Here is a 23,571-nt window from a genome sequence, read left to right as displayed (position 1 = left end):
CGTCCAGCGCCCCCACACGTTTTACGGAGCAGATGCAGGCCGAAATTGCTCGGCGTTCCTGGCCAGCGATGGTGTGACCGTCCAAGCACGTCAGGACTGGCTGGAAACCCAGCGTCAAAAATTTCGATTGGAGATAGGGCTATGACAGTTCATGCCGATCAAAGCGCCGGTGTGGCGTTCTTCGTTCCAGGCCCTCCACGAGGGAAAGGCCGTCCCCGAGCAGCAAAGCGCGGCAAGCACATCACGCTGTACACGCCTAAAGAAACCGTCGCCTATGAATCGACCGTAGCCCTGGCTGCGCAACAGGCGATGGCAGGACAGCCCCTTCTCGCGGGCCCGGTCGAAGTCACCATGCGGATTGTGCTGCCTATCGCAGCGTCCTGGTCGAAACGGAAACAAGCCCAGGCCCTAGATGGCACTGTACTGCCCATTGGCAAGCCCGATTCGGACAACGTCGTCAAAGCTGTTTTCGATGCCATCAACGGTGTTGTCTGGAACGACGATACCCAGGTGGTGGACATGCACGTACGCAAACGCTACGGGGCAATGCCAGGCGTGCAAACCATCATCACACCTTTGGACCGTGGGGGTTAAATGCGGGGAGTTCTGGTCGATTTCGATTGGTCTGAAATCATCCTGGACCTGCGCCGAGCAGGGATGGGCCAGAACGAGATCGCCCGAGAAATGGGCCACGCCGTTGGGGAAGCAATGGTACGTCAGTACCTGGCTGGCGCCTCACCTGCTCACTGGCGTGGAGAAATGCTGCTGAAAATATGGGAACGAAGGACAGGACAGCCACGCGACAAGGCCCCGCGTCGTCCTGCCGAAATGCACAGAGCAACAACAGCTCGTCGTCCACGACAACGCCCAGCAGCACTGATGCCTACCGAGCACCTGCCGGCCGTCGCTCAAGCCTACGGAATAACAGTGCCCGCCCTACTCCAGATGCTGGCCAAGCAAAAACCAGCTGGACGTGCCGATGCGGGCCGTAACCTCTCTTTGCCTGGATTTGAAGAATGATGACCGCGAAGAAGTGGCGATTTGTCGAGGAATACATCAAGGACTTGAACGCCACACAAGCCGCTATACGAGCTGGATACAGCGCAAGAACAGCAGCCTCCCAAGGTGAGCGCCTGTTGAGAGATGTTGATGTCCAGGCTGCATTACAGGAAGCCATGAAGCAACGCTCTGAGCGTACAAAGATTACCGCCGACAATGTGTTGCGCGAGCTGGCGGCCATGACGTTCTATGACGCTGGCGAAATTGGGCGCTACGAAATTAATCAACCGAGCGACATCGAAAAACTGCCGGAAGAGCTACGACGTTGCGTAGTCGGGTGGTCATGGGACAAGGCCGGTAACTTCACTCTCAAGCTTGCAGACAAACTCAATGCCAGCGGTATGGCCATGCGTCACCTTGGCCTGTTCAATGACAAACTCACCCTGCAGCGGCCTCGTGTTGTCCGGCGCGACCTGACGGGGAGAAAGAAGGAAAACGGCACAAAATGAGTCAGCCAGAGATCCACTACGACTATGCCGCCCAAGGCGAGACCTTGGCTCAATACATCGCCTCCCGTGCACCTCGTACGATGATCATGGGACCGCTAGGTAGCGGTAAGACCAACGCCAGTTGCTGGCGGGCTATGGACATCATGTGTGAACAGGAGCCAGATGCTGATGGAGTAAGGCGTACCCGTGGCGCTGCAGTGCGAAACACCTACCCGGATCTGATCAGCACTACATCCAAGGATTGGCTGGAAATGTTCGGAGACTTGGGGCGTTGGGTAGCTGGCGGTCTGGAACCACCAACACACTATCTCTCGTTCGACCTGGACGACGGCACCAGCGTAGAAGCCGAGTTGGTATTCATTGCCCTGGACCGGCCCGAGCATGAGCGCAAGCTACGCGGGCTGCAGCTCACATTTGCATGGGTCAACGAGGTCAAGGAACTGGCCAAGGCGATTATCGACATGCTGGACCTGCGCGTGGGGCGTTTTCCAAAAGACGTACGCCCCACATGGTTCGGCATATTCGGAGATACCAACGCGCCGGATAGCGACCATTGGTACTACCGCTTGGCAGAGGAAGAAAAGCCAGAAGGTTGGTTGTTCTTACGACAGCCTGGGGGCGTTATCAAGCAAGGCGACTCCTATGCCATCAATCCAAACGCTGAGAACCTACACAACCTGCCGCCCGGCTACTACGAGCGCGGCATGCAGGGAAAGAAGCTGGACTGGATCAAGGTCAACCTGGCCAATGAATACGGCTTTGTGGTTGATGGCCGTCCGATTCACCCCGACTACCAAGATTCCATGCACTGCCGTGCATTTGAGCTGGATCCACGCGAGCCGCTGTTAGTGGGCATGGACTTCGGTCTTACTCCTGCCGCTGTGTTTGGCCAGCGTAGACAAATGGGGGGCTGGCGTATTCGCACTGAGCTGGTGGCCACCAACATGGGGGCTGAGAAATTCGCCCATGAAATTCATCTACACCTGGCACAGCAGTACCAAGGGTTTCATATTGGCGGATTCTGGGGGGACCCTTCTGGAGATAACCGGGCCCAGAGCGACGAAAGCACAGCGTTCCAGATCCTCAAAGCAGCGGGATTGCCTGCGGTACCGGCACCAACAAACGATCCGCTGCTACGCTGCGGTGCTGTTGACGGTGCCCTGACAAGGATTATTGACGGTGAACCCGGCCTCGTGGTGCACCCTGACTGTAAGTCATTGCGTAAGGCACTGTCTGGGGGCTACTGCTACCGCCGCCTGGCTGTGTCCGGTGAACGGTTTGCAGACAAACCCTTGAAAAATGAATACTCCCACGTTGCGGAAGCTGCTCAATATCTGCTGGTCGGTGGTGGTGAGCATCGTCCTCTCGTTAGGATAAAGAGACCTGCGGGAGCAGCACCTAGACAGCGGTTTGCGAGGATGGACTAATGGCCTCAAACCCAGAGGCACATGTTCTCTGGAATGCGACGCCACATTTCAATGATGTGCCACATTATGAAAAATGCAACCCCTAAGATAAATAGGTAGAACTGCCAACGTTGAAAAAGTGTAGCTCTTGCATTCTCCTTATCAAATTCCTTTTTTAGAGTAGCCACGCCAATCTCAATGGCAGCTGGGTCATGTTTACATATAGGATTTCTACCCGCACTCATATCAAGGCCAGCGATACTCAAATTAAACATTCTCACCACTAACTGTAAAGTCACACACCCAAATACAAAGCTCGTGCCCCACAGAAACAGAGCGAATGCTAAAGGCAAAAACCACCAAGAAAGCGGAGCTTTACTGGTTTGTGTAATTGAAAAACCTACAGCTGCGCCTACAGCGGCCATTAAAAAGTATGTGTATTTTTGGTTTATTTCAGTGAGCGTTTTTTGTAGCTCCATAAACCTATCTGTTCCGCTCATATTTCCAGGCCTTTTTATTAATCCTTAAAAATCTCGTAGATTACTACGCGCGCGCGCACACAAACTGACGGCATCTTCCCTAACGGATGTCGTTATGTCCAGCTTCTTCAGTAAACCCAGCACTCCAAAGATCCCTGACCCACCAGCACCAGCTGCGCCGCCTAGCACTACGGACGCGGCTGCCGCAGGCTCTGCAGAGGCTGAACGCCTGCGCCGTCGTCGTGGGACTGCAAGTACGGTCCTGGCCGGTGACGCTACTGCCACGCCCGGCTCTGTGGCGACTAAAACTCTGCTGGGCTCGTAATGCAGAACGCCGACGTCGATCTGGTACGCGAGATTCTGGCTGATCACGAAGCTATGAAACAGGCGCGTCGGTCCTTTGAGTCTCAATGGGACGAGGTGATCTCCACCGTCCTGCCGCGCTATCGCAAGTTTAAGCAGGACAGCAATATCAATCCTGGCGAAAAGCGCACTCAAGAAATCTACGACTCCACGCCAATGCTGGCGTTGCGCCACTTTGCGGCCGCTATGGACTCGATGATCACGCCTCGCACACAACGCTGGCACAAGCTCACCGTCTCTGATGAGAACCTGCGTGAGTCTCCTGCCGTGCGCCAGTATCTGGAACAGGTAACCAATATTCTGTTTGCCCAGCGCTACCAGTGGCGGGCGAACTTCGCGTCTCAATCTGGTGAGTCCTACATCAGCCATGGCTCGTTTGGTGCCGGTGGTCTGATGATTGATGACGTTCTTGGTCAGGGTATCCGGTACCGCAATCTGCGCCTGAACCGGCTCTGGTTCTCCGAGGATGCCTATGGGGTCGTGGATAAGGCTCACATTGCCTGGACGTTAACCGCCCGGCAGGCCGCTCAACGCTGGGGGGCAGAAGATCTGCCGTTGGCAATCCGCAATGCAATTGATCGCAATGACATGGAGCGCAAGTTCGAGTTCTTGCACGCCATTCGTCCACGGCGCGATCGTGAATCTGGCCTTGTTGGTAGCCGGAACATGCCGATTCAATCCGTCTGGATTGCGTTGGATGCTGGTAGTGAGATTGTCGAGCACAGCGGATACCGCGTGTTTCCGCTTGCCATTGGTCGCTTCTACGCTGCCGACGACTCTGCCTATGGCTACTCTCCTGCGATGGAAGCATTGCCCGATGTGCGCATGCTCAACCGTATCGAGAAGACCAACATCAAGTCGGCCCAGAAGGCAGTTGACCCACCACTGATTCTTGCTGATGACGGTGCCCTTGAGTCGTTTGATCTGCGCTCTGGCGCTTTGAACTTCGGGTATTTGAACGAGCGCGGTGAGCAGCTTATCAAGCCTCTCGATTTGGGCAAGAACGTGCCCATGGGTATCAATTACGCGGACCAGAAACGCGAGGCCATCAACCTAGCGTTCTACGTGACCCTCTTCCAAATCCTGGTCGACAACCACCAGATGACCGCCACAGAGGTGCTGCAACGCGCCCAAGAAAAAGGGATCTTGCTGGGCCCCACCATGGGCCGTGTCCAGTCTGAGCAGTTGGGGCCACAGATCACCCGTGAGATCGACATTCTTTCAAATGCCGGTGCCTTGCCTCCTATGCCACCGGAGCTGGAGGAAATTGGCGGGGCCATTGAGATTGAATATGACAGCCCGCTCAACCAGGCAATGCGCGCCGAAGAAGGCGCAAATGTTTTGCGCTGGGCCGAAGCCGCCTCTCCCTTCATTCAGGCCGACCCGAACGCAGCACGCGTCATGAACTCCCCGGCCATTGTCCGCGGTCTTGGACGTGTATTCAGCGTCCCCGAGAAATACATGGTGGACGAAGAAGATGTGCAAGCAGCGGATGAAGCGGCGGCACAGCAAGAGCAGGCCGCACAGATCCTTGAGGCCGCCCCCGTGGCTGCTGGTGCCGCCAAAGATATTGCACAAGCTCAACAAATAGCAGGGAGTGCACAGATATGAGCCTGGACCGAATCGCACGCCGCGTGCGCCTGTTGACGGGCCTACGCAACGCCTACCGCCGCACGTTCTCCGGTCGAGATGGTGAGACCGTGATGGCCGACCTAGCCAAGTTCTGCAAGGTGGGCAGTTCATCGGTTGCCACCTCCCGAATTACCGGCTCAGTTGATACCCACGCCACCATGCTGGCCGAGGGACGCCGGGAAGCCTTCTTTCACATTGCCAAGGTCTTACGCATGACCGACGAGCAGATCAATCAAATCATGGAGCGTGAGAATGAACGTACTGAATAAACGTGGGCTTTTTGCTCGTTTGCTGCGTCAACAAGTAGGTGAAGGCGGTGCAGAAGGTGGTTCCGGTGGCGAGCAGACGCCGCCCCCTGCCGCCCCACCAACACCAGCTGGCCAAGAAACTGGCACGCAACCCGCATGGCACGACAGCATCCAGGACGAGGGCCTAAAAGCCTTTATCTCCGGCAAAGGCTTCAAGGATCCAGGCGAAGCCGCCAAGGCGCTGCAGGATCTGGAAGGCAAAACGGCTGTTCCCGAATCGCCCGAAGCCTACCAGTTGCCTATACCCGAAGGCCAGGACGCTGCCTTTGCGACCGAAGCAGCCAAATGGATGCACGAAGCCGGTGTGCCAGCCGAACAGGCCCAGGCCCTGGCTACCAAGTGGAACGAGTACGCCGCAGCCCAACAGCAAGCCGCTGACCTGGCTCGTGAGCAACAGGGCGAGGCCGATCTTGCCACGCTCCGTAAAGAGTGGGGCCAACAGTTTGACGCCAATGCCGAGCTGGGCCGCCGCGCTGTTCGCACCTTCGGAGTGGAGGCCGACGCCATCGAGAAAATCTCCAGTGCCCTGGGCGATGCCGAAACGCTGCGCTTGTTCTCCCGAATCGGTAAGCACCTGGGCGAAGGAACTCTTACTCCGGAGGGAGGCGACCGTGGCGGCGCAGCCTCTCCGGCTGATCCTGAAGCCGCCCGAGCCGCTCGGATGTTTCCGAGCATGAATCGTTAATCATCAAAGGAGGCCGAAATGCCCACCATTGGAAATCAATCCCTCAGCATCATCGATGTCGCAAAACGGCTGGATCCGAATGGCGACACAGCCGACGTGGCTGAGCTCTTGGCTCAGACCAACGAAATCATTCAAGACATCCCTTGGGTAGAAGGTAACCTGCCGACCGGTAACCGCACCACGATCCGAACCGGCCTGCCCACCCCAACCTGGCGCAAAATGTACGGCGGCGTGCCGGTGTCCAAGAGTACTACTGCGCAAGTCGATGACACCACTGGGCAACTCACATCCCGCAGCGAGCCGGATGTGGATTCCGTACGCATGGCGAACAACCCGGCCACGTTCCGCATGGATGAAGCCTCTACACACATCGAAGCGATGGGCCAGGGCTTCTGCACTGCCTTGCTCTACGGCGATACCTCGATCAACCCCGAGCAATTCTACGGCCTGCAACCTCGATACAACGAGTTGGCCGACCCGAGCAATTCGTCCAGTGCTCAGAACGTGGTAGACGGTCGTGGCACCGGCAGTGACAACACCTCGATTTACCTGATCGGCTGGGGCAAAACCACGGCTTTCGGCATCTATCCGAAGAACTCCAAGGCCGGCATCGTCCACCAGGACCTGGGTGAGATCGACGCGTTCGACACCAACAATAACCGCTACCGAGCTTACGGCGACCTGTTCAAGTGGGATTGCGGGTTGGTAGTGAAAGACTGGCGCTATGTGGCACGCCTGGCAAACGTGGACGTCTCCGACGCCAGCTCGGGCACTGGCACCATGGCCGATCAGAAACTGATTGAGCTGCTAATCGATCTTAAGCACCGCCTGCCGCGCCTGTCCGGCAATGTGCAGCCGCGCATCTACGTCAATCGCACCATACGCGCAGCTCTGGACAAGATGGCGCTCAACAAGTCGCACAACGCACTGTCCATCCGTGAAGCTGCTGACCAGTTCGAAACCAACTTCCTCGGCATTCCCATCCGCACGGTGGACCAACTGCTGAACACCGAGGCGCGAGTCACGGCGTAATTGGCCGGGGCCTCTGGGCCCCTGCCCTCTTTCCTCAATTTGGAGCAATACATCATGATTCTCGATAAATCCAATGAGTTCTCGGACAGCCAAGCAATCACAGCCTCGGCCCTTTCCACGAACGTGATCGACCTGAACCCGTCCGGTAAAAATCCTGTTCAGGACATCGGTGCAGGTGAGCCTGTATGGCTGGTGGTGCAAGTCGACAAAGCAGCTACTGCGGCAGGTGCAGCGACCGTGGCAATTACCTTGGAGTCCAGTGCTGCACCTGGGATGTCCTCTCCTACGGTGCACTACAACTCTGGCCCTAAAGCTCTGGCAAACATCACTGCAGGTGCAGAGTTGGTACGAGTTCGTTTGCCTGGTGGCGACTACAAGCGATACCTAGGAATCCGTTACACGGTCGATACCGGGCCACTGACGGCAGGTTCGTTCTCGGCTTTCATTGTTAAAGATGCCCAAGCCAATCGCGCCTATGCATCTGGCTACATCGTGGAGTAAACCATGGCCCGATACATCGCCAAACAACGTGGTCAAATCCCAGCTGATGCATATAAACCGGTCAAACGCGCAGACTCCTCCCCTAATCGACGCGTCATGCGTATCGTCGAAGCCGGTGAAGAGTTTGAGTTCCATGGCAAACCTGGGAAATGGATGGAGCTCGTTTCCAACAAGAAAGAGTCTACGGCCAAGAGTAAAGGTGACCAGGGAAACGAGACCTCCCCAAAATCTGGGGGCAAGCCAGAGAACTCCCAGACGAACCAGGACGAGTCGCAGTCGACACAGGGCGACAACGGAACCGCCGCCCCCAACTCGCAGTGATGGAGTAACGCCATGGCTGTTTCCAAAGTAGCCATCGCAAACCGCGCGCTCACCAAACTCGGTGAAGCGCGCATTATTGCGCTGGATGATGACTCCCAATCGTCAAACACCATGGACTCCATGTTTGACATCGTGTGCGAAGCAGAGCTGCGGGCAAACCTCTGGCACTTCGCCAAAGCGCGGGCAGAGTTGCCCGCTCTATCTGAGCACCCAGCCTTCGGCTACACCCATCAGTTTCAGTTGCCTTCGGACTATCTGCGCTTGGTCAAGATCAGTGATGTACGTGCTACACCACGACCCACTGTTGGCGGCTGGTACAGCATCGAGGGGAACAGGATCCTGATTGATCATCCAGGCCCCCTGAGAATCAGGTACATCAAACGGGTCGATGACCCTACCTTGTTTGATGCCCTGTTTGTCGAAGCGCTGGCCTGCCGCCTTGCAGCCGAAGCTTGCGAGACACTGACGCAATCGAACACAAAGAAACAAGCCATGTGGGCAGAATATGAGCAAGCTCTGCAGGCAGCACGACGCGCCAATGCCATCGAGCGCCCCGCACTGGCCATCTCTGATGACACCTGGCTGGAGGCTCGTAACTGATGGCGAAAGAAACTCCGATCCTGCAAACCTTCGATGGGGGCGAAATGTCCCCGTTGATGGGTGGCCGCACCGACTTGGCCAAGTACTTCAATAGCTGCAGCGTGCTGCAAAACTTTCTGCCGCTCGTGCAGGGGCCGCTTGTGCGCCGTGGCGGTACCCAGTTCATCAACCCAGTAAAGGCTGGCCGGGCTTGGCTGCTGCGGTTCCAAGTGTCAGAGCGTGTCTCCTACATGCTGGAAATTGGCCCGTATTACATCCGTTTCTATACAGGACGGGGTCTGCTTGCGCCTGGTGGCGTGCCGGTAGAGGTGGCCACGCCGTACTCTGCCGAGGATCTGACAGACGGGAATGGCCTGTTTACTCTGCGTGCTGTGCAATCTGCTGACACGATGTACCTGTTTCACCCTCGACACCGGCCGCGTAAATTGCTGCGCACCACGTCTGAGCAGTTTCAGCTACAAGACGTGGACTTTCAAGGCGGGCCGTACCAAGACTTGAACACTGAGAAAGCTTCCACTGTTTTGGCCAGCGGCACGACTGGAACAGTCACGCTGACCTCTTCTTGGGGGATTTTCACGCAATCCATGGTGGGCAATATCTTCTACCTTGAATCCATGGACTTCTCTGCAGTCAGGCCATGGGCGGTATACCAGCGCGTGAACATTGGTGAGCTACGCCGAGTCGATATGCGTGTGTATCAATGCACCGCTGTTGGCGAAGGAAACGAACCAGTCACGGGAAACAACACTCCGATTCATACCGAAGGCAAGGCCTGGGATGGGGACGGCATTGATGTACCTGACGACCAGCGCGGCCCCATTGGCGTGGAGTGGGAGTATCTACATGACAGTTCAGGCGAAGTTCGGATTACCTCTGTGCAAAGCAGCACGCAAGCAACTGCCGATGTCATTCGGCGGCTGCCCAATGACCTTGTCCCTGTCTCCGAGATAATCACTCGGGAGGTACGCATTGCGTCTGGCCAGATTGTTTCGAGCATGTTTGAGCGTTACGCCGAGTTCACGACAGATGGCCCACACTTCCTGTCAAACGGTGACACTGTGCGCTTGCTCGGAACAGTCGTGGTGGCGAATGCTGGTCCGCCCCCGGTCATGTCAACAATTGATGGCACCTATGAGGTGCACCAAGTCACACCCACGACGTTCCGAGTAACGCTCTTGCTCAGCCAGCCTGCACTTTCATACTCTCCTGGCTCGATTGCCAAGGTTGAGCATGTCGTAACAGTCCCTGCTGGGGGCGCGACATATAAATGGGCCAAGAGCCTCTACAACCAAGATGATGGGTGGCCTGAGCACGGAGCCTTCTGGCGGCAGCGCCTGGTGCTGGTACGTGGTCGGAAGGTCGCCATGTCAGTCACAGGTGACTTTGAAAACTTTGCATCCAAAATCGGTGGGGAAGTCGAAACCGATTCGGCAATCGTTCAGACGTTGAATGCTCGCCAAATTAACCGAGCAGTGTGGGTTGCTGAGTCGGACGAGCTCATTATCGGTACCGACGGCGACGAGTGGCTGATCGGGCCGATTCAACCAAACCAAGCCGTGGGGCCGGCAAACGTGCGAGCTGAGCGCCGTACCGCCTACGGATCGCGTGCCATCGTTCCGGTCGAAGTGGGCGGCCGCGTGCTGTTCGTCCAGGCTTCTGGTCAAAAGCTGCGTGATTACGTCTTCAACTACGACACCAACAACTACGCCTCGAACGACACGACCAAACTGGCAGAGCACGTGCTACGTGCGGGTGCCATTGATCTGACCTACCAGCAGGAGCCGGATTCAATTATCTGGGTAGCCCGAGCTGATGGCGTGCTTGTTGGCTGCACATATGACCAAGAGCCTGGCCGCAGTGACGTATATGCCTGGCATCCACACCCAATGATCAATGGCTGGGTGGAGTCGATTGAGACTATGCCCGCCCCCAATGGTGAAGGCAGCGATCTGTGGCTGATTGTACGGCGCGAGATCAACGGCCAGACCGTCAGGTATGTGGAACTCCTGCGCAATCCACTGGGAAGCACTGAGAACCCTAGCGAAGCCTTTTATGTCGATTGTGGGCTGACGTATCGCGGCCCTGAGGTGACGGTCATTTCAGGTCTTGATCACCTTGAGGGGCAAACCGTGCAGGCGCTAGTGGACGGCGCGGCTTCGCCTGATCGTGTCGTCACTAATGGTGCCATAGAGCTTCAGTACGCCGGCGAGGTTGTCCATGTTGGGCTTCCAGCGCCGTGCGCGATGGCGACCATGGGAGTTGAGGCAGGCGCTACAAACGGTACCGCGCAGGGAAAGACCAAACGCTTAACCAATGTCATTGTTCGCATGCACCGCAGCCTGGGCGGCAACCTCGGCCCGTCTCCTGACAATCTTGAGACGTTGAACTTCCGTAGGCCCAGCCAGCGCATGAATAATCCGCCGCCTCTTTACTCCGGTGACAGTGAGCCAATTCCATGGCGTGGCGGTTACGAGCGTTCGGCCAAGATTTGGTACACGAACGACCAGCCGTTGCCGGTCACGTTGCTGGCTTTGATGCCGGTCGTTTCTACAAGTGACGACCGATGAAAATCGTAACCCTTACCTCTGAGCACCTGCTGTCTGTGCAACTGCAACAGGCCCAGGCCTATGCCATCCAGACTGTGACACCAGAACACGCCCAAGCCTTGGTATCAGCGAATGGCGTGGGCTGGGCAGCACTGGACGACGGCGGCACCGCTATAGCCTGCGCGGGGATTGTTGAAATGCACCCTCAGCGCGGTATGGCCTGGGCTTTACTCTCTGATGCAGCACTCAGTCAGTTCAAAACCATTCATCGGGTGGTGTCTCGCGTTGTCGAATCTGCGCCCTGGCGTCGGCTGGAAATGACGGTTGATAGCCGGCACACAGCTGGAATCGCTTGGGCTGAACGACTGGGCTTTACATGCGAAGGCCTCATGGCCGCTTATACCCCGGATGGCCGGGACTGCTTTCTCTACGCAAAGGTGAAGTAATGGATCCATTTACCGCCGCCATCATTGGCTCTACAGCGCTGCAGGCTGGTGGGGCCATCATGCAGGGCAACCAGCAGGCCGCAGCCTATGGACAACAAGCGAACGCTGCTGAGCGCAATGCCAAGATGTCCGATATCCAAGCCCGCCAAGCCTACGATGCCGGGCTACAGAACGAGTTGGCCCAGCGCCGTAGCGCCTCCAAACAACAAGCAGATGTCCGCGCCTCGGTCGCCGAATCCGGCTTTGAGTCCGGCAGCGGAACAGCCATGGCGATACAAGAGCAGTCTGCCCGTGACTTGGAAATGGATGCCCTGCAGACGCGTTACCAGGCGCTGCTACAGGGGCAAGGCTTTGAACAACAGGCGGTGATGGATCGCTATGCCGCCAAAACACTGCGCCAGTCAGGCAAGAATGCCCGCCGAGCCGGATACCTCAGTGCGGCAACAAGCGTACTTTCTGGTGCGGCTGGGTATGGTCTGGCCACAAAGGCAGGTGCGGCGAGTGCGGCCACACGCGGTGGCGGCCTCGCGGCTGGTGGCGGCGTCGGGCTGCGCGTCGGCAACGTGAATCAATACTGGGGGTAAGACAATGGCAACTCGTATTCCAATCCCTCTTGGCCAGCAACGTCAGTCTACGCCGCTGGGTATGCCTGCCGCCCGTGCACCGATGGTGGCTGTTGAGGATCAGACGGGCCGAGCTGTTGCTGGGCTCGGCCAAGCAATTGGCCAGATCGGCGATGCAGTTAAACGACAACAGAAAGAAGACGCAATCGCTTGGGTTTCCAAGGCCAGCAGTGACGACCAGATCAAATGGATGCAGCGCATGGTCGAGCTGCAAGAAACAGCAGAAGCCGGTGCTCCTGACTTCACGCCGCGCTTTATCAAAGAATTTGATGACTACGCCGCCCAGGCTGTAGAGAACGCGCCCGAGTTTGCGCGTGCCGCTTATCGTGAAAGTCTTACCCGACAACGCACACAGTTCGGTGGCAACGCCATCAGCTTTGAGGCAACGAAGCGCAGTGAGCACATTGTGTCTCAGTACGGTACCGGCCTGGACTCTGACGCACGCTCCATTGCGCTGGAGCCGTCTCTATATGACGAGCGCCGGGCATTACGACTGGCAGCGCTGAATGAATCTACTCTGCCTGCATCAGTCAAAACAAAGCTGATCGGGGATGCTGAAGCTACCATGGCCTATGCCGCTGGCGCAGCAATGATCGACCGGGACCCGCATGGGGCCGTGGCAGCAATGGAAGCCGCTTCCCGTGGCGAGGCCGTAAACGGGTTTCGCTGGATTAACCGTTTGGACTCTGACCGAATCCAGCAACTACGCACCCGCGCCCAGACCCAGGCCGACCGCATCGACAATAAAGCCCGGATTGAGCAAGACAAGGCGGATGCTCGGGGCCAGCGTGCCATTGGTGAAATTGATCGCCAGATCTCGACTGGTGTGCCTGCTACCGCTGATGACATGCTCCGCTGGTCGAGCATGGTTGCTGGCACCGACTACGAGCAATCATACCGAGACATGCTCAAAGGTCAGCAGGAAGTGCAGGACGTTTTACGCATGCCCATTGCCGAGCAGAAGTCATATGTACTGCAGCGCCGAATGCAGCAACAAACTGCCGGCGCAAATCCTACTGCCATTGCTAACCTGGACCGAGTAGAGCGTGCAATCGAATCGAACAGCAAACTGCTTCAAGAAAACCCCTTGAAATGGATTGAACAACGAGCCGCACAACAGATTGCTCCATTGGATTTGTCTTTACTCGCTAATCAAGAAGGTATTGCAGTACTCGGGCAGCAAATGCGTGATCGCTCTGACCTAATCCGGGGAGTTCAAGCGCGCAATCCTCCTGGCTCGGTATTAATGCGCCCCCTTGAGCCCTCTGAGGCTCAAGCGTTATCAAATGCATTCAAAGAAGGAAACGCTAGGCAGAAGCGGGAGTTACTCGGATCACTGTATTGGGTCGCTGCTGAGCCAGACACATTCCAAGGAGCCATCGAGCAAATTGACTCCCTAGGGGAGTCTGGTGCCTTTATGGCCCGCATGGGACGGCTGGCCAGCAGTTTTGAGCAATCCAAGCTGACAAACTATTGGTTCAGTGAGGACGTGGTGCAGTCTGCCGGGGATGCGGCAGCTACCGCAATCCATGGAGATGAGATCCTGCGCGCCGGTGGGAAGGCTGGAACAATCAGCTATCCAGTCCCGAAAGATAACGAGTTTGTGCAGGCCCTAGAAGAAAAGGTACAGGATCTCTATCGGGGCTTGGGTGCTGGTAGTAGCGCCGCAACCGACTTCATGCAGGACGCCTATGCTATCAAGGCCTACTACGTGGGCAAGGCCGCGCAGGATGGCAGCCTATCTCCTGATGTTGATACAGATCGGTTAGACCAAGCGATTACAGCCGTGATTGGTGCCCCGGTCGATTTCAATGGCCAAGGCCGAGTCCTGGCCCCCTGGGGTATGGACTCTGATTCATTCACCGCCAGAGCCAACTCTGCTATCAATCGCCAAATTAAAGAGCGACAGTTGGGCTCTGACCTGGCCCAATCAGCAGATAACATCGGCCTGATCGCCGTTGGATCTGGAGTTTACGCAGCTACCTTAGGGGATCAACCCCTGATGGATCCAGCCACTGGCGACCTAATCATCATTGAGATGTCTCCGGATGCAGACTCTGGGCGTGATTCGTTTGGCGTATCCGCCTCGGATCTGATCCCACGCCAACCGAGCAACATTACGGGGACGACAGAATGATGCGAGCTGATCAGAAGCGACTGCAAGCCCTTCGTGACGCGGCCAAAACTCCGTCTGAGATCCTGGGCAGGTCTGAGCCTGGGGTGTTCTCCGGCGCGGCTTCGGCAATTCCACAAGGGGTTGTGACCGGCGTTGCGCAGGTAGAGGGGCTTGTTGCTGGGGTGGCTGAGCGTGCGTATCAACCGGTGCTGAACGCTCTTGAAAGCGCCACGGGCATTGAGCCTTGGAACCCATTCACAAGTTTGCGCGGCCAAGCTGATGTATGGGCACAGCAGTACAAGCCAGATCCAATGACCACTGGCATGGTCGGCCAGATCATGTTTGATGTGTCCCGCGTCTTAACTCAAGTGGGCGTGGGTACTGCTGCCAGCGTGGCTACAGGAGGTACAGCTACGACCGCAATGCTGACGGGGGCCGCAACAACCGGCACGGCTACAGGCCGAGCCACCTTCCAAGACATGACGGGAAAAGGCGTCGATCCTGGTACCGCCGCGAACATCGGGTTCATTGACGCCCTTACTGTTGGCGCTGGTGTTGCTATGCCAGCCTCAATTGGATTTGGGGCACTAGCCACGCCTTTGAGTCAGGCCGGGGTGGGGTTAAGTCGCGGCACATATTACGGCGCGAACGTGGCCTATGGCGCTGCTGCCAACGTCGCAATGGGAGCTGCACAGCGTGGCGCTACGCATGAGCTCCTGCAAGCAGGCGGTTACACGACTATGGCCCAGCAGTACTCGCCACTGGATACAGCATCAGTGGCTGCCGAGGCGATTCTGGGTGCTGCATTTGGTGCAGTCGGCGCACGGGCTGGGCTGCCCAACGCCGGAGAGCAGGCCGCCATTGATGCCGCCCTGACTGCTCGTGATGCCAAGCACGCAGCCATCGACACCGCCCCAGGCGTACCGTCTGACCCAGCATCGGCTGCGGCACACAGTCGCTCAATGGGAACCGCCACACAGCAGCTATTGAGTGGCCAGCGTGTCGATGTTGGGCAGACTGGCGTTGAGGATGGCTCCTTTGTCACCCGCCCACGATCCCCTGAGATCTCGGATGCGGCACGCACTGAGTATCTGATGGATCTGCCGCCAGCCGCCCGATACTTACCCAGCGACCGCCTCACGGCTATGCCTGTGGTCAGCCGTACACGTTTACGGTTTGATGCCCCTGAGCTCAATGAGTACGCAGCCCAGGTCGAACAGCAATACAACCTACCGCCCGGCCTGATTAATGCGCTGAAAAACGTAGGGGAGCGCAGCAACAGCTATCAGGTAAGCCCGCGCGGTGCCCGTGGCGTAATGCAGTTTATGCCGGAGAACCTGCGCAAGTATGGGGTTACTGACGCCTCAGATCCTGTTCAGATGATCGACGCCGCCGGGCGTTACCTGCGTGACACCATGCGCCAGTACGGTGGCCACGTTGACGCAGTGATTGCCGACTACAACGGCGGGCCACGGCAAGCCAAAGAAGTTCTAGCAGGACGGCAGCCAAAGGCAAAAGAGACGCAGGACTATCTGCGACGGGTCCGCCAGTGGCTTGGTCGGGAAGGTTCTGGGCGTGGACAAGATCCGGTAGCGCTCAGGCAAGTTGTCGAGCCTGGCGCCATCGTTGAACGCATGCCTGTTATCCAGCCAGAACAGGCCAGAGCGGCCCGCGCCATCGATGTCGAGTTGGCCGCCCTGGACACTGAACGTGCACAAGTTCTGGCTACCGCCGGGAACGAAGCAGAACTTGGCCAGATAGTGCAGATCCGCTCGGAGCTGCTGGACCTGCAGGCACAGCGCAGCACTTTGGATGAAACCGACGTGCGGCCCCTTGCAAAGGAGATTCAAGCCAGCAATCCACGTACCAGCTACAAGGAAGCTTTGAGTATGGCCCGTCGCCAACGGGCATCTGAGGCAATGGAGCTGGAATCACGCATAAATAGGCTGGAAGGCGTGCTGCGTGAGAATGCCCAGGCAAACCAAGCCGCGCAGCAATTAGCCCGTATCGATGAGCAGGCCGCCGTATTGCGCGACAACCGGGCCATGATTGAAACGCCGCCATTGGTTGAGCAGCAGTTACCTGGCGCTGTGCGGAGCGCTTTGTCTGAAATGGGTTCTGCTGAATCCGGCGTTGCGCCAACTCCAGCAGGTCAGGCCCCAGGCGCTCCCCGGCCTCCTACTGCTGGTCAACCGGGTGCAGGACAGGCCCAGCTAGGCCAGACCCGTGCCCCCACGTTTCCACAAGAGTCTACCCAAGCAGTCGATGCCACCGGCCCGACAGATGGAACCCCACCTGCACGCCAGCAGACACAGAGCGGCAGCCGCATCATCAATGCAGCTGATGACGCCGAGACTCAGGCCGGGCTTGCTCTGCTGGACGAGCAGGGCGACATCGTTGTTCCGATGGAGCTGGAAAACGGTGAAGTCGTAAATGTGTCCCTGCGCCACGCCCTTGCCGAAGCAGATGCCGAACTGAAATACAGCACACCCGAAGCATTCAATGCTGCCGTGGTGTGTGCAATGACCAAAGGTGAATAACAATGCGCGCTGAATGTATTGATGCTGTTTCCCGTGCCCTGGGCCGCCAGATCACCCAGGCCGAGGCGACGAATATTGAAGCCCGTATTCTGCAGGCCATGCGCAAGCTGGCCAGCCAGGACCGGGCTAACTGGTTGGGTATGACAGAAGGCGACCGTTTTATGGCTGCCGCTGACATGGCCGCACGAGACGTTGCGGCCGATGCGGCACTAAAGCGGCGTCGAGTCGCATTACAAGCTCTACGGCATGACGCTGTCCAAAGCTACTTACAGAACTCTAAACATGATGAGTTGAGCGCACTGGAGAGAATGCTTGCGTTCCACAGCGACGGACAAAGTGGAACCATTTCTATTGAAAGTATGGCCAGTGCCATCCGCGATGATGCCCTAGGCTCAGTGCTCGACGCCATTGACGCGACCAAAGGAAAGCTAATTGGACTGTTTACAAATAAGCAGGGTGTGCTGGATCTGGTAACTGAGTTGCGCGGCGGTGATTCTGGCAACCCATTGGCCAAGGCTGGGGCCAAACAGTATGCAGAAACGACCGAACGCTTACGGCAACGATTCAACCGAGCTGGTGGCAACATCGGGAGACTGGAAGATTGGGGTATGCCTCAATCCCATAGCCAGCGTCTGGTAGCCAAAGCCGGTGAAGATCGTTGGGTCGCGGACATGCTTGGAAAAATTGACCGAGAACGCTACACAAACCCAAACGGCACTTTAATGGATGACGCTCAGCTGACAGAGTTTCTGAAAGAGGCCTGGAACACGATTGCTAAAAATGGCGCAAACAAAATTGAACCTGGTAAGCCGACAGGGAACGGCATGCGCGGGAACCGTGGTAGCGCTGAGCGCCAGATACATTTCAAAGACGCGGAGTCCTTTATTGAGTATCAACGGCAGTACAGCGAAACTCCCATGCTGCAAACCATGCTCAACCACATAGATATGATGTCGCGCGACATCGCATTGGTCGAAGCACTTGGCCCCAATCCAAACGCAATGATGCGTTACTGGACGGATATTGCACAAAAAAACATGACGGACCTGGACGCCGTATCAGCAGACAAAATTGCCAACCGGGCAGATAAGCTGAACACACTATATAACGAAGTAGCAGGGGCAAGACGAACCGTTATATCCGAGGCCGTAGCATCGACATTCGACACCTACCGATTTTTGAATGTGGCAGCTCGGCTTGGATCTGCGGCGTTGACTGCCATTTCTGATATAGGCACACAGGCACTGACCTCGATCTATAACGGCATTCCTTTGGTGCGCGTGTATATGAATGAGCTGCGGAGCCTAAATCCTCTTAACGCAGCCGACAGGCGTGCAGCTCACCGATCTGGGATTGGCTTACAGCAACTGCTTGGCTCTATTGGTCGTTGGGGTACCGATGGTCTACAACAAGATGCGTATGTTGCTAATCGCCTGTCCCGTTGGTCACAAGGGGCAGCTTCTGGATTGATGAAAATATCCGGGCTAAATGCGTTGTCTCGCGCAGGTCAGCAGGCTTATGCCTCGGTAATGATGGATAGCCTGGGGGAAATGTCCCGCACCTTGGGCCAGATTGGTGACGCAAAAACTGGACCGTTCCGAAAGCTGGCTGAGCGAGCCAAAGAATATGGGATCACCGATACAGACTTTGCCGTATGGAAACTAGCTCAGCCAGAGGACTGGCGCGGCATGGGTGATACGGTGCTGACAGCTCAAAGCATTTACCGAGTATCTGACGATGCCCTTCAGCCTATAGCCAAACAACTAGGCATCTCAACGCAGTCGCTGCGCGATCAGGCCTCAACCAGATTGATGGCATTTGTCAGCTCAGAAACAAACATGGCTGTACTGGAAACCCCAACGGCGAGAGAGCGAGTCGCAATGTACGGTAGCTTTGGACAGCAACGGGGGTCTATACCCACAGAGCTGTACCGCTCTGCCATGCAGTTCAAAAGCTTCCCTATATCAATAATCATGCGACATGGCCAACGAGCTATGGGGCAAAGTACGGGCGTAGGCAAAGCATCCTATATAGCGGGGATGGTTGCTTTGACAACCGTATTCGGCGGCCTGGCTGTTCAGGCCAATGAGATAGCATCCGGACGCGATCCATTAAATATGAGCGATCCAAAGTTCTGGGCAAAGGCTTTTCTAAAAGGTGGTGCGCTGGGTCTTTATGGCGACTTTCTTTTTGCCGATTACACACAGTTTGGCACCTCTGTAGCTGGCGTGCTGGGCGGCCCGATTCTTTCTGATGTTGACACTTTGATGCGTGCAACCATGGGTAATGCATGGCTTCTATCGGAGGGCAAAGAGCTGAAAGGAAGTGCTGCAGTTCAGTTTCTTAAAGGCAAGGTCCCCTTCGCCAACCTCTGGTACACAAAGGCTGCAACTGATCGGATGATCTTCAACCAGTTGCAGGAGATGGCGTCACCAGGTTACCTACGTCGCATGGAGCGCCGCGCCCGGAAGGAGTTCAAGCAGGAGTACTTTGCTTCACCAGATGGGCGTAGGCTGCGTGCGCCGGATCTAGCAAGATCGCTCGGGAATTAAAATCAGTTGGAAGTGTCTGGGGGCAAACGCGCCCCCCGAATAACTCGTGTAACCGTTCGATTGGCATTCGCGTCGATGGCATTCATCATCCATCCATAGCCAGCAGGGATCTTCAGACTTTCACCATTCACTTGGTCGAGAACATCAAGTTTTGTGTCTGGCCAGCTCAAAAAGTCAAATATTATTCTTGCCGATAAAGGGGAGATTGGCATTATTGATTGACCATTTAGCTCTGTTTGATCGAAGTAGGTTACATCGAAATTAAACTCTAAAAACAAGTGTGTTAGCCTTGTGCGCCAATATTCTTGTAGCGCCTCTATCCTTAGTTTATTTGGCGCCAAAATAATCTTTGGAACGATCTTCTTATGCTCTTCAATCATTCTTGCGGCCGACACCCATTCGAGCCGTGAGGGGGCACTGGGCAAAGTCGTGCCACCTTCACCGCTTGCTAAAATAGCGAAGGCTCTTGATAAGTAATTTTCACTCTGCTCTATCAAAAGCGCATCAGAGTCCCTGACCTTTTGGTCCTTTCTTGCCTTGACCGAAATGTAAAGAGCAACACCTGCAATACCAGTACCTAAAAGCGTTGCCGCAGATGAAAGAAGAGTTGCAAGTTCATTCATATCCATGACCCTCCTCCTGTAGTAATTAACTTCTTGTAATTCGCATCAAACTACGCGCGCGCGCGTAGACCATGGACGGCATTATCTCCCCAGATTGTGCCTGCCATGACAGTTTCCTCAGAACAGTCCCGTGTTCAGTACGCCACCGATGGTGTGGCTACGTCCTTTCCCGTCCCGTTCAGGTTTCTTCAGAATCGAGATCTGCGGGTCACTCTCGTGGACAGCGAGGGCAACGAACAGGAGCTTTCGCTCGACGCAGACTATAGCGTTACTGGCGCAGGCCAGCAGTCTGGCGGGACTCTTACCACTGCTGCCGCTTATCCTGCAGATCAAACGCTACTGATTGACCGCATCGTCTCGATCACCCAAGAGACCGCTTACCAGCGCAACGACCCGTTTCCAGAGCGTGCGCACGAACGCGCCCTGGATAAGCTGACGATGATCTGCCAGCAGCTGGCCAGCATATTCGGTATGACGTCTTTGGGTGGTCGTCGCGTGCTGATGGTCCGTGACTCAGATGGTGGCATTGGTTTTTTACCCTTACGTCGTCAACGCGCTAATCATGCACTTGGGTTTGATGCTAATGGCGATCCTGTCGCCATTCCGTCCGACCTTCCGCAACTTGTTGATGCCCTGGAGCGAGCCGAGGCAGCCGCCGAGTCTGCTGAGGAAGATGCCTTATCAGCGTCCCAGGACGCGGCCACAGCGGCAATTGATGCCGACAGAGCAGAAGCGGCCGCCGATGCTGCAACTCTCGCATCAGGCCTGTACCCAGACACCAACACAATTATTAACGGTGGCGGTGACTTCCCCCCCGTGCCTGAGGGGCATTACGCGACAACCCCGTCGCAGTTTCAAGATGGGTTTTTAGACCTATACCGTGTTGTCTCTGGTACTGCCGTTTACATCGACACCTACCCGAACCGTGAGGCGGTTGAAAAAAAATCTAATTACGCCATTGCTCGTGCGTATGCCGCACAGCAAGTCTGGGCGCTTCCGAACGCAGACTATTACCTGACCCTGCCGACCGAGGTTGTGGCTGATCGACAGTATCGCATTATCCGCGCCAAGTACGTCAATGGCTCAAGCAGCTCGCTTTACTCGGGAGAAGTAGGGCATACGCTCTACCCATTTTGCGCGTTCGGTGATGATTTCCACAGCTACAAGGTAGACGTGCGCGGCGCTATTGTCGCCCGACTCGACGGCTACAGCCGCTTCATTGCTTACCCTTACCGTTTCTTCGCAGATGACTTCGATGCTGTGACGGTTGATGTAGAGGGCGGCATTTTGCCGACCTCAGACGGTCCGACGCCGTCTGAGTGGGTCGGTGCTGGCCCTATGTATGTGCGACTGTCCGGGTCCGATCTTCGCTGCGTGTGGCAACACGGCGAGGACCAAATGCTACGGGTGCGTTACCTACCCAATGGGCACAACAGTCTTTTCAACTGGCGATCTACCGAGGTGGCGCCACTGGGTGATCCCGCAAATAGCGTTTGGCAGACTATCCACGCCGCTACGTCGGATTGCTGGCCGCCTTATGTTGTGCGAGCCCTGCAAAACGGGGATGGCTCGACATTTGTAATCTATACCGGTGGCAACCACGGCTCCAATAGTGACGCAAGCGGTCTGAAAACCGCTCGCATGACTTCAATTGCTTTTTGGGTGGATGGACGCAGGTTACTTCCTGGAGAGAAATTTGAGGGGTATGCAAATTGTGTTGATGTGCAGTGGGTCAACGAGATCATGGCGTACAACACGATAACGTTGGGTCGATACGTGCTCGAGCAGAAAATCAGAGCGAGCTTTAAGCCCGGTGACGTATCGGGGTTTGTTTGCACAACCGCGTTGGAAGAGGTGCATGTCGAACGCGACAATGGCCCGCAGTTTTTTTGGTCGGGATACGACACCTATCACTTTTTGGATGGGGAGCAAGAGGCTCGGCTACCCATTCCTACCGACGGAAGCACGCTCACGTCTGGCGTGTTCAGCGCCTATCCATCCTGGGCGACGGTGCTCGGTAGTGATCAGAATGGCTTCCACGGGGTTTGGATGGATAGAGGCTTCGAGGCGGGTGACGGCAGATTTATCCGAGGCACAGTGGGAGCTTTTCGCAAGGGCGACGGGGGAAAGTTCTACTCCTGCGTTGTGAGCGGATTATCCGCGAACGCAATATTTGCCCCGGGAGAATCATACGAATGGCACGGCGGGTACTTCTGGGCCCCCCCTGACGCGGTGGCTTTCGATGTGGATTGCGCGATTACGTTTCACCGTCGAGGCATACCTCAACTAGGGTTTTCTCAGTTGCAAGCGGGGGATGGGCGGCTGATGGCCCCTCCCTGGGCGGTTGGCAAGGAGGTTCTTGGCGTGGGGGTCATCGGCATCAACGGTCTTCCAGTCACAGCGACCAGCTATTCAGCATCATTCAACGAAATCAAGGAGTAAATCATGCGCTATGTAGAGTTTTTGGATATTGCGGTCCCTGGTGCTGGAGCGCTTGGTACCATCAAATTTGACCCGTTCTTGGCGGCTGCCGCATCGCTCAAGACGGCAAGCGGTCAACCCCTGATATCGCACTGGTTTGACCCATCTCCCGCGCTGAGCACAGTGATAGAGGGCCAATTCCGCCTTCGTGATGCCGCCCATGACGGGGTGTTGATCCAAAGTGGCAATGCTGGCCGCCCAGCGCACACGAATGCACTGAACAGTCAGCCCACGTTCACCGTGGCTGATCCGGCATCGCTGCAGATACTTAGCTCCCCGGGCATCAATGCCAACGCCTGGAGCCTGATTTCTGTCCAGAGAATGTCGTTGCCTGCCGCCAACACCAGGCAAGACATCTTCGGCATTGGGGCCGGCAGTCTTGGAGAAAACGTCGTGTTCGCGGGAATGTCAGCCGAAACCACTACCAGTGGCACGCCGCGACTAATTTCCCGACAAGGCGGAGTCACGACACCGCGCATCTCTTTCGATTCTACTGTTCCCATCTTCGGGGCAACGGTCATCACCGGCGTGTGCTTTTCTGTCGAGTTAGGTATTTCCGCTTTCGTGAACAACTTTGCAAGCTATGCCCGCAACGAAAGCGACAAGCGCCAGCTTACCGCCACGACGTTTGCCCTGTGGGGCAACAGGAATGCACAGTCGCCCGCCCTTGGCAACTTTGGAATGTCATTCATTTTACGAGAAGACATTTCCAAGCCTGAATACAAAGGCGCTGCCGACATTCTCCTGGGCGGCCTAATGGCAAAGTACGGCATCGTCTAACGGCTACATCGGAGGCCGCTATGCCCCAA

Annotated in this window: 21 protein-coding genes; 19 read left to right on the top strand and 2 right to left on the bottom strand. The window is 56.4% G+C overall.

The window, feature by feature from the left end:
- Positions 1-141: 141 nt before the first annotated feature.
- Genes FE795_RS05140 through FE795_RS05125 form a run of 4 tightly spaced genes read left to right on the top strand, consistent with a single transcriptional unit; the run spans position 142 to position 2,935 of the window.
- Positions 142-594, top strand: coding sequence for a RusA family crossover junction endodeoxyribonuclease (locus FE795_RS05140; protein WP_219235819.1), 453 nt, complete (start codon positions 142-144; stop codon positions 592-594).
- A complete protein-coding gene (locus FE795_RS05135; RefSeq protein WP_219235818.1) occupies positions 595-1,020 on the top strand; it encodes a hypothetical protein in 426 nt (141 codons plus the stop codon).
- On the top strand, positions 1,017-1,508 hold the full coding sequence (locus FE795_RS05130; RefSeq protein WP_219235816.1) for a terminase small subunit: 492 nt from the start codon (positions 1,017-1,019) through the stop codon (positions 1,506-1,508). The genes FE795_RS05135 and FE795_RS05130 overlap by 4 nt, the downstream gene beginning before the upstream one ends.
- A complete protein-coding gene (locus FE795_RS05125) occupies positions 1,505-2,935 on the top strand; it encodes a TerL (protein ID WP_219235815.1) in 1,431 nt (476 codons plus the stop codon). Before FE795_RS05130 ends, FE795_RS05125 begins: the two co-directional genes overlap by 4 nt.
- A gap of 5 nt (positions 2,936-2,940) precedes the next feature.
- Here the strand turns inward: FE795_RS05125 and FE795_RS05120 are convergent, their stop codons facing one another.
- Entirely contained in the window at positions 2,941-3,414 is a 474-nt protein-coding gene (locus FE795_RS05120; protein WP_219235814.1) for a hypothetical protein, read from the bottom strand.
- Positions 3,415-3,717: 303 nt separating this feature from the next.
- Here FE795_RS05120 and FE795_RS05115 point away from each other — a divergent pair, with 303 nt between their 5' ends.
- From FE795_RS05115 to FE795_RS05055, 13 genes are read left to right on the top strand one after another with little or no spacing between them, the layout of a single operon-like run.
- Complete coding sequence (locus tag FE795_RS05115; RefSeq protein ID WP_219235813.1) at positions 3,718-5,367, top strand: portal protein; 1,650 nt, start codon at positions 3,718-3,720, stop codon at positions 5,365-5,367.
- Positions 5,364-5,657, top strand: coding sequence for a Bbp19 family protein (locus FE795_RS05110; protein ID WP_219235810.1), 294 nt, complete (start codon positions 5,364-5,366; stop codon positions 5,655-5,657). Before FE795_RS05115 ends, FE795_RS05110 begins: the two co-directional genes overlap by 4 nt.
- Positions 5,641-6,381, top strand: coding sequence for a hypothetical protein (locus tag FE795_RS05105; RefSeq protein WP_219235809.1), 741 nt, complete (start codon positions 5,641-5,643; stop codon positions 6,379-6,381). The genes FE795_RS05110 and FE795_RS05105 overlap by 17 nt, the downstream gene beginning before the upstream one ends.
- Positions 6,382-6,399: 18 nt before the next feature.
- A complete protein-coding gene (locus tag FE795_RS05100) occupies positions 6,400-7,413 on the top strand; it encodes a major capsid protein (RefSeq protein ID WP_219235807.1) in 1,014 nt (337 codons plus the stop codon).
- 54 nt (positions 7,414-7,467) lie between these two features.
- Entirely contained in the window at positions 7,468-7,914 is a 447-nt protein-coding gene (locus tag FE795_RS05095; protein ID WP_219235805.1) for a Bbp16 family capsid cement protein, read from the top strand.
- 3 nt (positions 7,915-7,917) lie between these two features.
- Positions 7,918-8,235, top strand: a complete 318-nt coding sequence (locus tag FE795_RS05090; protein WP_219235803.1) for a hypothetical protein — start codon at positions 7,918-7,920, stop codon at positions 8,233-8,235.
- A gap of 12 nt (positions 8,236-8,247) precedes the next feature.
- Positions 8,248-8,835: a hypothetical protein gene (locus FE795_RS05085; RefSeq protein ID WP_219235800.1), complete on the top strand. Its 588-nt coding sequence runs from the start codon at positions 8,248-8,250 to the stop codon at positions 8,833-8,835.
- On the top strand, positions 8,835-11,402 hold the full coding sequence (locus tag FE795_RS05080) for a hypothetical protein (protein WP_219235798.1): 2,568 nt from the start codon (positions 8,835-8,837) through the stop codon (positions 11,400-11,402). The genes FE795_RS05085 and FE795_RS05080 overlap by 1 nt, the downstream gene beginning before the upstream one ends.
- Positions 11,399-11,827, top strand: a complete 429-nt coding sequence (locus tag FE795_RS05075; protein WP_219235796.1) for a GNAT family N-acetyltransferase — start codon at positions 11,399-11,401, stop codon at positions 11,825-11,827. The genes FE795_RS05080 and FE795_RS05075 overlap by 4 nt, the downstream gene beginning before the upstream one ends.
- Positions 11,827-12,411 carry a hypothetical protein gene (locus FE795_RS05070; RefSeq protein WP_219235794.1) on the top strand — a complete coding sequence of 195 codons (585 nt, stop codon included), beginning with the start codon at positions 11,827-11,829 and terminating at the stop codon, positions 12,409-12,411. The genes FE795_RS05075 and FE795_RS05070 overlap by 1 nt, the downstream gene beginning before the upstream one ends.
- A gap of 4 nt (positions 12,412-12,415) precedes the next feature.
- Positions 12,416-14,587 carry a hypothetical protein gene (locus FE795_RS05065; RefSeq protein ID WP_219235792.1) on the top strand — a complete coding sequence of 724 codons (2,172 nt, stop codon included), beginning with the start codon at positions 12,416-12,418 and terminating at the stop codon, positions 14,585-14,587.
- Positions 14,584-17,106, top strand: coding sequence for a lytic transglycosylase domain-containing protein (locus FE795_RS05060; protein ID WP_219235790.1), 2,523 nt, complete (start codon positions 14,584-14,586; stop codon positions 17,104-17,106). Before FE795_RS05065 ends, FE795_RS05060 begins: the two co-directional genes overlap by 4 nt.
- A 2-nt stretch (positions 17,107-17,108) precedes the next feature.
- A complete protein-coding gene (locus FE795_RS05055) occupies positions 17,109-19,658 on the top strand; it encodes a hypothetical protein (protein ID WP_219235788.1) in 2,550 nt (849 codons plus the stop codon).
- Positions 19,659-19,660: 2 nt separating this feature from the next.
- Here the strand turns inward: FE795_RS05055 and FE795_RS05050 are convergent, their stop codons facing one another.
- Complete coding sequence (locus tag FE795_RS05050; RefSeq protein ID WP_219235786.1) at positions 19,661-20,287, bottom strand: hypothetical protein; 627 nt, start codon at positions 20,285-20,287, stop codon at positions 19,661-19,663.
- A gap of 99 nt (positions 20,288-20,386) precedes the next feature.
- Here FE795_RS05050 and FE795_RS05045 point away from each other — a divergent pair, with 99 nt between their 5' ends.
- Both FE795_RS05045 and FE795_RS05040 read left to right on the top strand, forming a co-directional pair.
- A complete protein-coding gene (locus tag FE795_RS05045; RefSeq protein ID WP_219235784.1) occupies positions 20,387-22,723 on the top strand; it encodes a hypothetical protein in 2,337 nt (778 codons plus the stop codon).
- 3 nt (positions 22,724-22,726) lie between these two features.
- Positions 22,727-23,542, top strand: a complete 816-nt coding sequence (locus FE795_RS05040) for a hypothetical protein (protein ID WP_219235782.1) — start codon at positions 22,727-22,729, stop codon at positions 23,540-23,542.
- Positions 23,543-23,571: the final 29 nt, after the last annotated feature.

The organism is Alcaligenes ammonioxydans, assembly GCF_019343455.1.
Taxonomy (GTDB): domain Bacteria; phylum Pseudomonadota; class Gammaproteobacteria; order Burkholderiales; family Burkholderiaceae_B; genus Alcaligenes; species Alcaligenes ammonioxydans.
The sequence above is the reverse complement of the archived record's forward strand: the minus strand, read 5'-3'. Positions and strand labels throughout refer to the sequence as shown.